We start from the raw sequence: 15,349 nt of genomic DNA, 5'->3' as shown, positions 1-15,349 counted from the left end.
GCCCTACCTGCGAGGTGAGCCCTTCATGACCCCATCTATCGCCCCAATCCTGATCACGGGTGCCAGCCAACGTGTCGGCCTGCATTGCGCCCTGCGCCTGCTCGAAGATGGGCAGCCGGTGATCATCACCTACCGCAGCGACCGCCCCGGCCTGCAAACCCTACGTGACAAGGGCGCGACGCTGCTGTTCGCCGACCTGTCCAGCGAAGCCGGGATCCTGGCCCTGATCAACGCGGTGAAAACCCACACCGACTGCTTGCGGGCCATCGTCCACAACGCCTCGGAATGGCTGGAAGAAAGCCCCGACCAACCAAGCGCGGCCTTTACCCGGATGTTCAGCGTGCACATGCTCGCGCCCTACCTGATCAACCTGCAGTGCGCCGAGCTGCTACAACGCTCCAATCCGGCGGACATCATCCACATCAGCGACGACGTGACCCGCAAGGGCAGCAGCAAGCACATTGCCTACTGCGCCAGCAAAGCCGGGCTGGACAGCCTGACCCTGTCCTTTGCCGCCAAATACGCACCGGCCATCAAGGTCAACGGCATTGCCCCGGCCCTGCTATTGTTCAACCCCGAAGATGACGCAGCCTACCGCGCCAAGGCCCTGGCCAAATCCGCGCTGGGTATCGAGCCCGGCAGCGAAGTGATCTACCAGAGCCTGCGCTACCTGCTCGACAACCCTTATGTCACCGGCACCACCCTGACCGTTAACGGCGGGCGGCACGTCAAGTAAGCCGGCCCCGCGAGGACCCTGCATGAGCCTTTCCCTGCCCCAGCACTACCACGAGATCCTCAAGGGTCTCGGTGAAGACCCAGAGCGCGAGGGTTTGCTCGACACCCCGAAACGCGCGGCCAAGGCCATGCAGTACCTGTGTCACGGCTACAGCCAGTCGCTGCCGGAGATCGTCAACGGTGCACTGTTCGCCTCCGACAACGACGAAATGGTGATCGTCGCCGACATCGAGCTGTATTCCCTGTGCGAACATCACCTGTTGCCCTTCATCGGCAAGGCCCATGTGGCTTATATTCCCACCGGCAAAGTGCTGGGGCTGTCGAAGATCGCACGGATCGTCGATATGTTCGCCAGGCGCCTGCAGATCCAGGAAAATCTCACCCGGGAAATCGCCGACGCGCTACAGAGCGTGACTCAAGCCGCCGGCGTCGCAGTGGTGATCGAAGCCAAGCACATGTGCATGATGATGCGCGGCGTCGAAAAGCAAAATTCCACCATGCATACCTCGGTGATGCTCGGCGCCTTCCGCGATTCGAGCACCACTCGCCAGGAATTCCTGCAATTGATTGGACGGAGCAAGTAGCAATGCCACAACTTCAGCCAGGAATGGCTCGCATCCGAGTCAAGGACCTGCTCCTGCGGACCTACATCGGAATCAACGAGGATGAAATCCTCAACAAGCAGGATGTGCTGGTCAACCTGACCATCCTGTATGCCGCCCAAGATGCGGTGCGCGACAACGACATCGACCACGCGCTGAACTACCGCACCATCACCAAGGCAATCATTGCCCACGTCGAAGGCAACCGCTTCGCCCTACTGGAACGCCTGACCCAGGAACTGCTGGACCTGGTGATGAGCAATGTGTCGGTGCAATACGCCGAAGTCGAAGTGGACAAACCTCACGCCCTGCGCTTTGCCGAGTCGGTGTCGATCACATTGGCGGCAAGTCGCTAGCGCCAAGCGGCCAGTCAACGCGATTCGGCTTTGCCTGGCCGCTGGCAGCTTGTAACTTGCAGCTGTTCCCATCCTTCTACGTGCAGTGAGTCTTATGTCCCCTCAACAACGCCTGGAACTGGAAGCCGCGGCCTTTCGCCGCCTGGTGGCCCATCTGGACAGCCGCAAGGACGTGCAGAACATCGACCTGATGAACCTCGCCGGGTTCTGCCGCAACTGCCTGTCCAAGTGGTACAAGGCCGAGGCCGATGAACGCCAGATCGAGCTCAGCCTCGATGACGCCCGTGAAGTGGTGTACGGCATGCCCTACGCCGAATGGAAAAATCTCTACCAGAAAGAAGCCAGCGCCGAGCAGCAAGCGGCGTTTGCCAAAGGAAAACCCCATGACTGACCTGAACACCTTGCGCGCCAGCCTGAACAGCGGTGAACACGCGTTTGCCGATACCCTGGCCTTTATCGCCGAAGGTTATGACTACCAGCCACAAGCGTTCAGCAATGGCGGCGTGGAAAACCCTGCCGGGCAGAACGAAGGCTCGTGCAAGACCCTGGGCCTGGCCCTGCTGGAAGGCCTGAGTGACACCGAGGCGCTGCTGGCCTTCGGCGAGCACTACCGCTCGGTGCTGGCCACCCCTGAAGGCAGCGACCACGGTAACATCCGCGCCCTGATCGCCCACGGTCTGGCCGGGGTGAAGTTCGCCGCCCAGCCGCTGACTCGCCGCTGATCCAGACCCGGATCCTGTAGGCGCTGGCTCGCCAGCAGAAGCCCCGGCACGGCGAAGCAAGGCTCACGGGCCTCTTCGCCGGCAAGCCGGCATCTGCAGTGCGACACCCATAAAAAAACCGGCTGGCGCCGGTTTTTTTATTGCCTGGGAATCAGTGTGCCGCGTTCTGCAAACCGTCCAGGTAACGCTCGGTGTCCAGGGCCGCCATGCAACCGGCACCGGCCGAGGTGATGGCCTGACGGTACACGTGGTCGGCCACGTCGCCGGCGGCAAAGATGCCTTCGACGCTGGTCGCGGTAGCGTTGCCGTCACGGCCGCCCTGCACCACCAGGTAACCGTCCTTGAGGGTCAGTTGGCCTTCGAACAGCGAGGTGTTTGGGGTGTGGCCGATGGCGATGAACACGCCGTCGACTTTCAGCTCGTCGAAGCTGCCATCGTTGTTTTTCAAGCGGGCACCGGTCACGCCCATGTTGTCGCCCAGGACTTCGTCCAGATTGGCATTGAGCTTAAGGATGATCTTGCCTTCGGCCACGCGGGCGTTGAGCTTGTCGATCAGGATCTTCTCGGCGCGGAAGGTTTCGCGACGGTGGATCAAGGTCACGGTGCTGGCGATGTTGGCCAGGTACAGAGCCTCTTCAACGGCAGTGTTGCCGCCGCCGACCACCGCCACTGGCTTGTTGCGATAGAAGAAACCGTCGCAAGTGGCACAGGCGGAAACGCCTTTACCCATGAACGCCTCTTCCGAAGGCAGGCCCAGGTAACGGGCGCTGGCACCGGTGGCGATGATCAGGGCATCGCAGGTGTAGGTCGCGCTGTCGCCGGTCAGGGTGTAAGGCTTGGCAGCGAAGTCCACGGCGTTGATGTGGTCGAAGACGATTTCGGTTTCGAAACGCTCGGCGTGCTCACGCATCCGCTCCATCAGCGCCGGGCCGGTCAGGCCGTGCACGTCGCCAGGCCAGTTGTCGACTTCAGTGGTGGTGGTCAGTTGGCCGCCGGCCTGCATGCCGGTGATCAGCAGCGGCTTCAGGTTGGCCCGGGCGGCATAGACGGCGGCGCTGTAACCGGCAGGGCCGGAACCGAGAATAATCACACGCGAATGGCGTACTTCAGACATGACTCACTCCTATCGACCGGCCTGGGTGACCTGGCACGGAACGCCGGATTGCCGGCTGGAATAAAAAAGGACGGCGATACCTTGGGGAAGGCTTGAACTCATCCGTCCAAAAATAATGGGCGAAGCGTATAGAGGGGGCGAAGATTAAGGAAATACGGTTTAACAATCCAGCTCATAGGCGGTCTCTATCCTCAGCGGACTCATTTGAAAGGGTCTTTGTTACCGTTGATGTCGAGCTGATCGCACCGCTTTCGCCCCCAGGGCAAAGCCGGTAAGGTCGGCGCGTTTTCCATCTGCTCGGAGCGTTCTATGCCCGCCTCTGTTCTGTCAGGCCCGCAATATCTGCGTGAAGGCCTGAAGCTGATTCTTACGCCAGGCCTGCGCCTGTTTGTGCTTCTGCCCCTGCTGATCAACCTGTTGCTGTTCGTCGGATTGATCTACTTCGCGGGTCACCAGTTCAGCCTCTGGGTCGACTCCCTGATGCCATCGCTGCCGGAATGGCTGAGTTTCCTCAGCTACATCCTCTGGCCACTGTTCGTGGTGCTGGTGGGGTTGATGGTGTTTTTCACCTTCACCATGCTGGCCAATATCATCGCTGCCCCCTTTAACGGATTCCTATCGGAAAAAGTCGAAACCGTGGTGCGTGGCACCGATAATTCGCCGCCTTTCAGCTGGGGCGAGCTGATCGCCATGGTCCCGCGCACCCTGTCCCGGGAAATGCGCAAGCTCGGTTACTTCCTGCCTCGGGCCATCGGCCTGTTCATTCTCTCGCTGATCCCGGTGGTCAACCTGATCGCCGCCCCCCTGTGGCTGTTGTTCGGGATCTGGATGATGGCCATCCAGTACATCGACTACCCGGCGGACAACCACAAGATGAGCTGGCAGGACATGATCGCCTGGCTGCGCCAGAAGCGCTGGCAGAGCCTGGGCTTTGGCGGCATCGTCTACCTGGCGCTGATGATCCCCTTCGTCAACATCCTGATGATGCCGGCCGCCGTGGCCGGGGCGACGCTGTTCTGGGTGCGTGAGCGTGGGGTGGAAAACCTGCCGGGCAAATAAGCCCGGGACGTCATAAATCCATCACCCTAAGGTCACAATGACGACATGGCCTCAGTCGACACTGAGGTCATGACGACCGCCCTGCATATCACCCTGATCACTGAAACCTTCCCACCGGAAATCAATGGCGTGGCCAATACCCTTGGCCGCCTCTGTGAGGGGCTGCGTGCTCGCGGGCACCAGGTAGAACTGGTGCGCCCGCGTCAGGGCTGCGACCAGAGCCGTATCAGCGACGACACTTTGCTGCTGTGCCGAGGATGGCCACTACCGGGCTATCCGGGACTGCAATGGGGCCAATCGTCGATGCACAAACTGTTGCGACGCTGGCAGCGCCAGCGCCCAGACGTGCTCTACATCGCCACCGAGGGACCGCTGGGGCTATCGGCGCTGCGGGCTGCCAAACGCTTGGGAATTTCGGTGGTCAGCGGTTTCCACACCAACTTCCAGCAATACTCCAGCCAATACGGCCTGGGTTTGCTGACTCGCTTGTTGACGCACTATCTGCGTTGGTTTCACAACCGCTCGAAGCTGACCCTGGTGCCCAGCGCCAGCCAGCGCCTGGAGCTTGAACGCCGGCATTTCGAGCGCCTGGCGTTGCTGTCGAGGGGCGTCGACAGCCAGCTGTTCCACCCCGCCAAGCGCGTCAATGAGCTACGGGCCAGTTGGGGCCTGGACCACGATGACCTGGCGGTGATCCATGTCGGGCGCCTGGCCCCAGAGAAAAACCTCGGCCTGCTCAAGCGTTGCTTCGAGCAACTCAAGGCGACGTATCCACAGCGCAAAATGCAGTTGATCGTGGTGGGCGACGGCCCGCAACGCGCCGCCCTGGAAAAGACGCTACCCGATGCCTTGTTCTGCGGCAGCCAGCGCGACGAGACCCTGGCGGCCCATTACGCCTCAGGGGATGTGTTCCTGTTTCCCAGCCTCACCGAAACCTTCGGCAACGTGGTGCTGGAAGCCTTGGCCTCGGGGCTGGCAGTGGTGGCCTACGATCAAGCCGCGGCGGCGCAACACATCCGCCATGGCTACAACGGCGTGCTGGCCATGCCCGGAGATGAAAGCGCCTTTTGCGATGCGGCCAGTTGGCTACTTGAAGAAGCGGAAACCTTGCGCCGGGTGCGCCTCAACGCCCGGCAACACGCCAGCCGCCAAGGTTGGCCCGCCGTCATCGAGCAGTTTGAGGATCAATTGCGCAGCGCTTGCCAACACACACCAACAGAGCCGTATTCAGGGCAGATTGCAGCAGCGGCCAAACCCAGGATCGCCGCCAAAAGCCTCGGCGCGGCAAGGGAGCTGCCCCCCTCACCGCCTGGCGCGGGCAGTTAAACCAGAGTCATCAGCGCTTCACGACTGAATGGCTGGATGTCCTGCTCACGCCCCTCACGGACCTTCTGCGCCCAGTCCGGGTCCACCAGCAGCGCACGCCCCACAGCCACCAGGTCGAACTCATCATTGTTCAGGCGCTGCAGCAGGTTTTCCAGGCTGGCCGGTTGCGCCACCTTGTCGGTGTTGACCATGAACTGCAGGAACTCGCCATCCAGGCCAACGCTGCCCACCGTGATGGTGGGCTTGCCGGTGAGCTTGCGGGTCCAGCCTGCCAGGTTCAGGTCCGAGCCTTCGAACTCCGGCTCCCAGAAGCGTCGGGTCGAGCAGTGGAAGATGTCCACACCGGCGTCCGCCAGCGGCTTGAGGAAGGCGCCCAGAGCCTCCGGGGTCTGCACCAGGCGGGCGCTATAGTCCTGCTGCTTCCATTGGGAGAAACGCAGGATGATCGGGAAGTCCGGGCCCACGGCTGCACGCACGGCCTGGATCAGCTCGATGGCAAAACGCGAACGCTGGGCCAGGTCGCCACCGTACTCATCGGTCCGCTGATTGCTACCTTCCCAGAAGAACTGGTCCACCAGGTAACCGTGGGCGCCATGGATTTCCACGCCGTCCATACCGATGCGCTGGGCATCCTTGGCAGCCTGGGCAAACGCTGCGATCACTTCCTGAATGTCCTGGTGGGTCATGCCGTGCACCAGCACCTTGCCGTCCTTTAGCTTCTCGCTCGGACCATATCCGGGCACGCTGGCGTCCGGCTCGGTGCCCAGGCGCCGCACATTACCCACATGCCAGAGTTGCGGAACGATCCTACCGCCTTCAGCGTGAACCGCGTCCACCACCTTCTTCCAGCCAGCCAAGGCCGCTTCGCCGTAAAACTGCGGCACATTGGGGTAACCATTGGCGGCCGCGTGGCCCACCGTGGTGCCCTCGGTGATGATCAGGCCGACACCCGCGGCAGCACGACGACGGTAGTACTCAATGACCTTGCTATTGGGCACACCGCCTGGGGAAAACGAACGGGTCATGGGCGCCATTACCACGCGGGTCGGCAACTCCAACGTGCCGAGCTGGAAGGGTTTGAACAGGGCTTGAACAGGCATGCAGCACTCCGACAGTAAGGGCGTGAGTCAATGATCGACTGACCAGACAGCACCGGAAGCGGGCCCCGGCGCACTTATGATGAGGATAATATTCACCCCTCAAAGCGCCGCACAGCATTATTGATTTAAGTGATTTAGATGCAAAAACGCCGCAACACTGCGGCGCAAAACGGACGGAACAACAAGCCGGGCCAGTACGCCCGGCTGCCGGTTAGCTCAGGGCCTTTTCAATCGCCTGGACCACAAAGGGATCATCGGGAGCGGTGCGCGGCGAAAAACGCGCCAGTACCCGGCCGTCCTTGCCGAGCAGGAATTTTTCGAAATTCCAGGTGATGTCCCCAGGAAACTCGGCGCCCTCGCCCGCCAGCAGGCGGTACAACTGATGACGCTCCGGACCGTTCACCTCAAGCTTGCTGCTCAAGGGAAAAGTCACCCCGTAGTTGAGGCTGCAGAACTCCTGGATCTCTTGTTCACTTCCAGGCTCCTGCCCGGCGAACTGATTGCAGGGCAGGCCCAGTACGCTGAAACCCTGGCCCTTGTATTGCTGATAGAGATTCTCCAACGCCGCATATTGTGGTGTCAGACCACATTTGGAGGCGACATTGACCACCAGCACGACTTGCCCCTTGAAGGGCTCGAGCGGCAGCTCCTGACCATCCAGGGCTTTCAATTTAAGGTCGTGAAAAGCACTCATGACGAACTCCAAATTCCTGTGTTCTTACAGAAACAGCCTCTCGACAGTACAGCCAAAAGCCGCAGACTAAAAAAGCGCCCTCGCAGGCTGTGTGAAAACGTCGCGAGTGCAGGCAAGACAAGGCAAAAACAGGCGAGGAACGACCGGGGGCGCGTTCGACTTTAGGAGCCTAAATGAGCACTCCAATCTGAGTCGCGCACGAGCCTGTTTTTAACGCAGTATTGCCAAACGCAGTAGTTTTCACACCGCCTGCTCGGGCGCCTCTCCAGCACGCTTGAGCTTAGCGCAGAAAATCAGTGCTGATGGCCACCTTCGCCATGGACGTGGCCATGCGCGACTTCTTCTTGGCTGGCATCACGAATGGCAACGATCTTGACCTGGAAATTCAGGCGCTGACCGGCCAATGGGTGGTTGCCGTCGACGGTCACGTCGTCGCCGTCCAGATCACGGATGGTCACGATCTGCATCTGGCCATCTGGAGCCGACGCGTGGAACTGCATGCCCACTTCCAGTTCGTCGACACCTTCGAACATGCTGCGGCTCAAGGTGCTGACCAGCTCAGCTGTGTACTCGCCGTAGGCATCTTCAGGTTCTACGGAAACGTTCAGCTCGTCACCGACTTGCTTGCCTTCCAGAGCCTTTTCCAGACCAGGAATGATGTTACCTGCGCCTTGCAGGTAAACCAGCGGGGCGCCGCCGGCAGAGCTGTCGATGACCTCACCAGCGTCATTGGTGAGGGTATAGTCGATGGAGACAGCCTTATTGGCGGCGATCAGCATGGGGCGGGACCTTTTGCATAAGAATGAAGAACGGGCAAGTTTAGCGAAGCAATCGCTCGAAAGCGAACGGAACCCGGACCAACGGAACGGGAAAACTCCTCCAACAATCCGCGGATTTCATCAAGATGAAGACGGCCACTGGGTGGTCGAGCTGTCTTGCGGGCACACCCAGCACCTGCGTCACCAGCCGCCCTGGCAATCCCGGGCCTGGATCCTGGACCCACAGCGGCGAGCAGAAGAAATAGGCCAACCCTTTGCCTGTGGCTGGTGTGCTCAAGCACCGGATAACGCTAACCTTAGTGCCTGACGATTCGGCAGACGGCCTTAGACTGTCGCCCTTGCCATGCCCCCTCTGAGAATTCGCATGCAAACTTTTTTTATCGCCCCCACCGATTTTGGTGTGGGTCTGACCTCCATCAGCCTCGGGCTGGTGCGCACCCTGGAACGGGCCGGCCTCAAGGTCGGCTTCTTCAAACCCATTGCCCAGCCTCACCCCGGTGATACCGGCCCCGAGCGCTCCACCGAACTGGTGGCCCGTACCCACGGCCTGAAACCGCCGCCCCCCCTAGGCTTGGCTCATGTCGAACGGATGCTTGGCGACGGCCAGCTGGATGAGCTGCTGGAAGAAATCATCACTCTTTATCAGCAGGCAGCCATCGGCAAGGACGTACTGATCGTCGAAGGCATGGTACCGACCCGCAGCGCCAGCTACGCCGCGCGGGTCAACCTGCACCTGGCCAAAAGCCTGGATGCCGAAGTGATTCTGGTTTCGGCCCCGGAAAACGAAGTGCTCACCGAGCTGTCCGGGCGAGTCGAGCTGCAGGCGCAGTTGTTCGGCGGCCCGCGAGACCCGAAAGTGCTGGGGGTGATCCTCAACAAGGTGCGCACCGACGAAAGCATGGAGGCGTTCTCCGCACGCTTGAAGGAGCATTCGCCATTGCTGCGCAGCGGCGATTTCCGCCTGCTGGGGTGCATTCCCTTCCAGCCAGAACTCAACGCCCCACGCACCCGCGACGTGGCCGACCTGATGGGCGCCCAGGTGCTCAACGCCGGGGACTACGAAAGCCGGCGCATGACCAAAATCATCATTTGTGCCCGCACCATGCGCAACACCGTGGAGCTGCTCAAGCCTGGCGTACTGGTAGTGACTCCGGGCGATCGCGACGACATCATCCTCGCCGTGAGCCTGGCGGCGATCAACGGCGTGCCCCTGGCCGGCCTGCTGCTGACCAGCGACACCCTGCCCGACCCACGGATCATGGAGCTGTGCCGCGGCGCCCTGAACGCCGGCCTGCCAGTGCTTTCAGTGAGCAGCGGCTCCTACGACACCGCCAACCAGCTCAACGGTCTGAACAAGGAAATCCCCATCGATGACCGCGAGCGTGCGGAAATCATCACCGACTTCGTCGCCAGCCACCTGGACGCCAACTGGCTGCATCAGCGCTGCGGCACCCCGCGGGAAATGCGCCTGTCGCCCGCGGTGTTCCGCTACCAGTTGATCCAGCGCGCCCAGCAGGCCAACAAACGCATCGTCCTGCCCGAAGGCAGCGAACCCTTGACCGTACAAGCCGCCGCCATCTGCCAGGCGCGGGGCATTGCCCGCTGCGTACTGCTGGCCAAGCCGGAAGAGGTCCAGGCGGTGGCCCGGGCCCAGGGCATCGAGCTGCCCGAAGGCCTGGAGATTCTCGACCCGGACCTGATTCGCGAGCGCTACGTGGAGCCCATGGTGGCCCTGCGCAAGAGCAAGAGCCTCAATGCGCCGATGGCCGAGCAGCAACTGGAAGACCCGGTGGTGATCGGCACCGTGATGCTGGCCCTGGACGAAGTGGACGGCCTGGTGTCCGGGGTTATCCACTCCACCGCCAACACCATCCGTCCGGCCCTGCAACTGATCAAGACCGCCCCAGGTTGCACCCTGGTGTCCTCGGTGTTTTTCATGCTGTTCCCCGAGCAGGTGCTGGTCTACGGCGACTGCGTGATGAACCCGCACCCCAGTGCTAGCGAGCTGGCGGAAATTGCCCTGCAGAGCGCCGACTCGGCGGCGGCCTTCGGCATCACTCCGAGGGTCGCGATGATCAGCTATTCCAGCGGTGACTCGGCCAGCGGCGAAGAGGTGGAAAAGGTCCGTGAAGCGACCTTGCTGGCCCATGAGGCCCAACACTCGTTGCTGATCGATGGCCCGCTGCAATACGACGCCGCGGCCAACGAAAACGTCGCCCGGCAACTGGCCCCCAACAGTCTTGTGGCAGGCAAAGCCACGGTGTTCGTGTTCCCCGATCTGAACACCGGCAACACCACCCACAAAGCGGTACAGCGCAGCGCCGACTGCGTGAGCCTGGGTCCGATGCTGCAAGGCCTGCGCAAGCCCGTGAACGACCTGCCCCGGGGCGCGCAAGTGGACGACATCGTCTACACCATCGCCCTGACCGCGATTCAAGCCGCCAACCGACCGATGGACGTCTAAATGCTGGAATTTCTCCCTGCCGTAACACGCGGGATCATCGCCTCGCTCCTGCTGGCGCTGAACACCATCCTACTGTGCTCGTTCCTGTTCTGCGTGGCGATCTGCAAGGCCCTGCCTTTTGCCCTCACCCAGCGCTTTACCCTCTGGCTGATGAACCATACTCACGAAGCCTGGATCAGCAACAACAAGGCCTGGATGCAACTGGTGTGTCGCACCCGCTGGCACCTCAGCGGCCTTGAGGGCCTGGACTACCAGCACTCCTACCTGGTGACCAGCAACCACCAGAGCTGGGTCGACATCATGGTCTTGCAGTATGTGCTCAACCGACGCATCCGCCCGCTGAAGTTCTTCCTCAAGCAGGAGCTGATCTGGGTACCCGTGATTGGCCTGGCCTGGTGGGCCCTGGGCTTTCCGTTCATGAAGCGCTACTCCAAGGCCTATCTGCAGAAACACCCGGAAAAGAAAGGCAAGGACCTGGAAACCACCCGCAAGACCTGCGCGAAGTTTCGCAACAACCCGGTGGGCATTTTCAACTTCGTCGAAGGCACGCGCTTCACCGAAGCCAAGCATGCCCAGCAACAGTCGTCGTTCCGTTACCTGCTCAAGCCCAAGGCTGGCGGCATCGCCTTTGTGCTCGACGCCATGGGCGAGCAATTGCAGTCGATCATCGACGTGACCCTCCACTATCCCGCTGGCCGGCCCGGCTTCTGGGACCTGCTGTGCGGCAAGGTCAAAGAGGTGGTGGTGCACGTTGAAGAAGTGCGGATTCCGGGGCAGTTCATTGGCCGCAACTACGAGCAAGACGCGGCCTATCGCCAGGAATTCCAGGGCTGGATCAACCAGCAGTGGCTGGCCAAGGATGCCCTGCTGGAGAAGCTGCATCGCGAGTATCCGGCAAAGTCCTGAGGGGCTGTTTGCTGGCAAGCCGGCTTGCGGGGCTGTACCGTCCTTGCCGGCGAAGGCTATCTGAAGCGCACAAAAGCCCGCAGCCGATCACTCGACTGCGGGCTTTTTGCTACGGCTTAGATCGCGCCGCGGCGACGCAACAGGTCCAGTACCTGCTTGACGCTCTCTTCCACCGACAGCACCTGGGTATCGATCACCAGATCGGCATTGAGCGGCACGTCATAGGGGAAGGATTGGCCCGGGATGTTATCCCCACCAGCCGCGTACAGGCCTTGCGGATCACGCTCGGCGCACACCGCTGGCGAGGCCTGAACGTAAACGGTCAGCAAGCGATCCTCGCCGATCAGGTCCTTGGCCTGCTCGCGCCCTTCGGCACTCGGCGCCACGAACGCGGCCAGGGTCAGCAAACCGGCTTCGTTGAACTGACGGGCCACGTGCGCGGCACGACGCCAGTTCTCGGTGCGCCCGGCACGGTCGTGTGACAGGCCCTTGTTCAGGTCATGGCGCAGGTTCTGACCGTCGAGGACAAATACCGCACGTCCCATGTCGAACAAACGGCGCTCCACCGCGTAGGCCAAAGTGCTCTTGCCGGCGCCCGACAGGCCGCTGAACAGCACAGTAGCCGGTTGCTGGCCAAAACGCTGGGCACGCTCCTCGGTGGCTACGTGGGCCAGCTTGCCATGGTGGGTGGCGCTGCCATGAACCACTGGCTGGGCGATGATCATGCCGGCGCCGACAGTGCCATTGGTCAAACGATCGATAACGATGAAGGCGCCGGTGGTGCGGTTGCTTTCGTAGCCATCCAGGGCGATGGGCGCGTCGAGGCTGATCTTGACCTTACCGATCTCGTTCAGTTGCAGCGCACTGGCCGCGCCCTCTTCCAGGGTGTTCACATCGACCTTGTGGGCAATGCTGGCGATCGAGCCCGGCACGTAGCTGGTGGCGCGCTTGATGTCGTATTTCTTGCCCGGCAGCATCGGTTCTTCAGCCATCCACACCAGCATGGCTTCGACGTTGTCGGTGACCGGCGGTACGTTGTCGGCATGCACCAACAGGTCGCCACGGGAGATATCGATTTCGTCTTCCATGGTCAGGGTCACGGCCTGGCCCGGGCCGGCATGCTCCAACTCACCTTCGAAGGTGACGATGGATTTGACCCGGCTGCTCTTGCCCGACGGCAACACCACGATTTCGTCGCCCTTGTGCACGATGCCACTGGCCAGGGTACCGGCAAAACCACGGAAATTCAGGTTCGGACGGTTGACGTACTGCACCGGGAAACGCAGGTCGGTGAAGTTGCGGTCACCTGCCACTTCCACGGTTTCCAGGATCTCCATCAGCGACTGGCCGGTGTACCAGGGCGAACGCTCGCTCTTGTTCACTACGTTGTCGCCCTTGAGCGCCGACATCGGCACGAAGTGCAAGCTGGTGGGCTGCATCTTCAGGCCCTGGGCGAACTTCAGGTAGTCGGCCTTGATCGACTCGAACACGCCCTGATCGAAGTCCTTGAGGTCCATCTTGTTGATGGCCACAACGATGTGTTTGATGCCCAGCAGGGAGGCAATGAAGCTGTGGCGACGGGTCTGGGTCTGCACGCCATAACGGGCGTCCACCAGGATGATCGCCAGGTCACAGGTGGACGCGCCGGTGGCCATGTTGCGGGTGTACTGCTCATGGCCGGGGGTGTCGGCGATGATGAACTTGCGCTTGGCAGTGGAGAAGTAGCGGTAGGCGACATCAATGGTGATGCCCTGCTCGCGCTCGGCCTGCAGGCCGTCCACCAGCAACGCCAGGTCGATGTCGTCACCGGTGGTGCCGACCTTCTTCGAATCCCGGGTGATGGCTTCCAGATGGTCTTCGTAGATCATCTTCGAGTCGTGCAGCAGGCGCCCGATCAGGGTGCTCTTGCCGTCGTCGACGTTACCGCAGGTCAAAAAGCGCAGCAGCTCTTTACGTTCGTGCTGGCCCAGGTACGCGAGGATGTCCTCGCTGATCAAATCAGATTGATGGCTCATAGCGTTCAAGCTCCAAGCTGTACGCCTCAAGCGGCAAGCTTGTCGGCGTACAACTAGTCAGAATTTTTTTGATCAAGCCGCAGAGCATTTTGGAAAGCTCGCGAGTTTCTTTAATCCAATTTTCAGCCAGCGGCTTTGCTATGTAGGCAATCTCACTGCCGATGATGATCTGCGTGCGCAACTCCCCGTTGGAAGCTTTTGCAATCCAGAGAAACCAGCTTTTCTCCCTGGCACTACGTCGCTCCATACCTTCAGCGATATTGGAGGGCACCGAGAGTGCCGAGCGAGTGATTTGATTTTTGAAACCAAAGTCCTCGCATCGTGCCATCTCTCTAAAGATATCTACCGCTAGAGCCTTGCTTCTCTGCCAAACAACCAGCTTCTCGCAATCCATGCCGAGTCACTCGATGCAGGCTCACAGCAACCCGCTGCAAGCATCAAGCTGCAAGCTACGCATCACGCTTCTAACTTGCAGCTTGCCGCTTGTAACTTGAAGCTTAAAAGTAACCTTGACGTTTCTTGTCTTCCATCGAGCCGGCGCCATCGTGGTCGATGACCCGGCCCTGGCGCTCGGAAGTTCGCGTCAGGAGCATTTCCTGGATGATGTCCGTCAGGCTCTCGGCCTCGGACTCCACCGCGCCCGTCAACGGGTAGCAGCCAAGGGTACGGAAACGTACTTTCTTCTTGACGATGCGGGCTTTCTCTTCATCGGACAGATGCTCAAGGATGCGCTCGTCATCGATCATGATCAGGGTGCCGTTCTTCTCGATCACTTCACGCTCGGCGGCGAAGTACAGCGGCACGATCGGGATGCCTTCCAGATAGATGTATTGCCAGATGTCCAGCTCGGTCCAGTTGGACAGCGGGAACACACGGATCGACTCGCCCTTGTTGACCTTGCCGTTGTAGACGTTCCACAACTCGGGGCGCTGGTTCTTCGGGTCCCAGCGGTGCTTGCTGTCGCGGAATGAGTAGACGCGCTCTTTGGCGCGGGACTTCTCTTCATCGCGGCGGGCACCGCCGAACGCGGCGTCAAAGCCGTGTTTATCCAGGGCTTGCTTGAGGCCCTCGGTCTTCATGATATCGGTGTGCTTGGCACTGCCGTGGGTGAACGGGTTGATGCCCTGGGCCACGCCATCGGGGTTGACGTGGGTGATCAGGTCCAGGCCCAGATCCTCGACCATGCGGTCGCGGAACCGGTACATTTCCTGGAATTTCCACTGGGTATCGACGTGCATCACCGGGAACGGCAACTTGCCGGGGAAGAACGCCTTGCGGGCCAGATGCAACATCACGGCGGAGTCTTTACCGATGGAGTACAGCATCACCGGGTTATCGAACTCGGCGGCCACCTCGCGGATGATGTGGATGCTTTCCGCCTCCAGCTGTTTCAGATGCGTCAGTTTGTCGACCATGGCTACTCACGAAAGCTTTCTTATGGACGGCCAGCGGGCCGTGTTCGAGCGGGGCATGCTAG

Annotated in this window: 16 protein-coding genes and 1 pseudogene; 10 read left to right on the top strand and 7 right to left on the bottom strand. The window is 61.0% G+C overall.

Annotation, left to right across the window (positions count from 1 at the left end):
* The first annotated feature begins 25 nt into the window (after positions 1 to 25).
* From folM to PLD_RS20020, 5 genes are all read left to right on the top strand, one after another.
* Entirely contained in the window at positions 26 to 736 is a 711-nt protein-coding gene (gene folM / locus PLD_RS20040; RefSeq protein WP_159895760.1) for a dihydromonapterin reductase, read from the top strand.
* A gap of 22 nt (positions 737 to 758) precedes the next feature.
* Entirely contained in the window at positions 759 to 1,319 is a 561-nt protein-coding gene (gene folE, locus PLD_RS20035; RefSeq protein WP_159895758.1) for a GTP cyclohydrolase I FolE, read from the top strand.
* Positions 1,320 to 1,321: 2 nt separating this feature from the next.
* Positions 1,322 to 1,693 carry a dihydroneopterin triphosphate 2'-epimerase gene (gene folX, locus PLD_RS20030; RefSeq protein ID WP_159895756.1) on the top strand — a complete coding sequence of 124 codons (372 nt, stop codon included), beginning with the start codon at positions 1,322 to 1,324 and terminating at the stop codon, positions 1,691 to 1,693.
* Between the two features lie 94 nt (positions 1,694 to 1,787).
* A complete protein-coding gene (locus tag PLD_RS20025) occupies positions 1,788 to 2,084 on the top strand; it encodes a DUF1244 domain-containing protein (RefSeq protein ID WP_159895754.1) in 297 nt (98 codons plus the stop codon).
* The gene (locus tag PLD_RS20020) at positions 2,077 to 2,415 is read left to right on the top strand and encodes a HopJ type III effector protein (protein ID WP_159895752.1); all 339 of its coding nucleotides are present in this window, start codon (positions 2,077 to 2,079) and stop codon (positions 2,413 to 2,415) included. The genes PLD_RS20025 and PLD_RS20020 overlap by 8 nt, the downstream gene beginning before the upstream one ends.
* A gap of 151 nt (positions 2,416 to 2,566) precedes the next feature.
* Here the strand turns inward: PLD_RS20020 and trxB are convergent, their stop codons facing one another.
* Positions 2,567 to 3,529 (bottom strand): thioredoxin-disulfide reductase, encoded by a 963-nt coding sequence (gene trxB / locus PLD_RS20015; RefSeq protein ID WP_060837566.1) that lies wholly within the window; start codon positions 3,527 to 3,529, stop codon positions 2,567 to 2,569.
* A gap of 309 nt (positions 3,530 to 3,838) precedes the next feature.
* Here trxB and cysZ point away from each other — a divergent pair, with 309 nt between their 5' ends.
* Both cysZ and PLD_RS20005 read left to right on the top strand, forming a co-directional pair.
* Entirely contained in the window at positions 3,839 to 4,588 is a 750-nt protein-coding gene (gene cysZ, locus PLD_RS20010; RefSeq protein WP_159895750.1) for a sulfate transporter CysZ, read from the top strand.
* A gap of 45 nt (positions 4,589 to 4,633) precedes the next feature.
* Positions 4,634 to 5,914 (top strand): glycosyltransferase family 1 protein, encoded by a 1,281-nt coding sequence (locus PLD_RS20005; protein ID WP_159895748.1) that lies wholly within the window; start codon positions 4,634 to 4,636, stop codon positions 5,912 to 5,914.
* Here PLD_RS20005 and PLD_RS20000 read toward each other — a convergent pair.
* From PLD_RS20000 to PLD_RS19990, 3 genes are all read right to left on the bottom strand, one after another.
* Positions 5,911 to 7,014: an NADH:flavin oxidoreductase gene (locus tag PLD_RS20000; RefSeq protein WP_159895746.1), complete on the bottom strand. Its 1,104-nt coding sequence runs from the start codon at positions 7,012 to 7,014 to the stop codon at positions 5,911 to 5,913. The two genes, PLD_RS20005 and PLD_RS20000, sit on opposite strands and share 4 nt — an antisense overlap.
* A gap of 211 nt (positions 7,015 to 7,225) precedes the next feature.
* On the bottom strand, positions 7,226 to 7,708 hold the full coding sequence (locus PLD_RS19995) for a glutathione peroxidase (RefSeq protein WP_159895744.1): 483 nt from the start codon (positions 7,706 to 7,708) through the stop codon (positions 7,226 to 7,228).
* Between the two features lie 293 nt (positions 7,709 to 8,001).
* Complete coding sequence (locus PLD_RS19990; protein WP_159895742.1) at positions 8,002 to 8,487, bottom strand: peptidylprolyl isomerase; 486 nt, start codon at positions 8,485 to 8,487, stop codon at positions 8,002 to 8,004.
* On the opposite strand from PLD_RS19990, the gene PLD_RS19985 reads away from it, so the two are divergent.
* The 3 genes from PLD_RS19985 to PLD_RS19975 are packed head-to-tail and all read left to right on the top strand — an operon-like array spanning position 8,456 to position 11,857.
* Positions 8,456 to 8,794 (top strand): DUF3565 domain-containing protein, encoded by a 339-nt coding sequence (locus PLD_RS19985; RefSeq protein ID WP_159895740.1) that lies wholly within the window; start codon positions 8,456 to 8,458, stop codon positions 8,792 to 8,794. The genes PLD_RS19990 and PLD_RS19985 overlap by 32 nt on opposite strands.
* Positions 8,795 to 8,851: 57 nt before the next feature.
* Complete coding sequence (pta, locus tag PLD_RS19980; protein WP_159895738.1) at positions 8,852 to 10,951, top strand: phosphate acetyltransferase; 2,100 nt, start codon at positions 8,852 to 8,854, stop codon at positions 10,949 to 10,951.
* Positions 10,952 to 11,857, top strand: a complete 906-nt coding sequence (locus PLD_RS19975) for an acyltransferase (RefSeq protein WP_159895736.1) — start codon at positions 10,952 to 10,954, stop codon at positions 11,855 to 11,857.
* 116 nt (positions 11,858 to 11,973) lie between these two features.
* Here PLD_RS19975 and cysN read toward each other — a convergent pair whose 3' ends face one another.
* The 3 genes and pseudogenes from cysN to cysD form a co-directional block, all read right to left on the bottom strand.
* Positions 11,974 to 13,872, bottom strand: coding sequence for a sulfate adenylyltransferase subunit CysN (cysN, locus tag PLD_RS19970; protein WP_159895734.1), 1,899 nt, complete (start codon positions 13,870 to 13,872; stop codon positions 11,974 to 11,976).
* Between the two features lie 61 nt (positions 13,873 to 13,933).
* Positions 13,934 to 14,266 (bottom strand): annotated as a pseudogene (locus PLD_RS19965) (four helix bundle protein); the annotation flags it as partial.
* A 103-nt stretch (positions 14,267 to 14,369) separates the two neighbouring features.
* Positions 14,370 to 15,287, bottom strand: a complete 918-nt coding sequence (cysD, locus tag PLD_RS19960) for a sulfate adenylyltransferase subunit CysD (RefSeq protein WP_159895730.1) — start codon at positions 15,285 to 15,287, stop codon at positions 14,370 to 14,372.
* Positions 15,288 to 15,349: the final 62 nt, after the last annotated feature.

It is taken from the genome of Pseudomonas sp. LD120 (genome assembly GCF_009861525.1).
GTDB lineage: Bacteria > Pseudomonadota > Gammaproteobacteria > Pseudomonadales > Pseudomonadaceae > Aquipseudomonas.
This window is presented reverse-complemented; position numbering and strand designations above follow the sequence as displayed.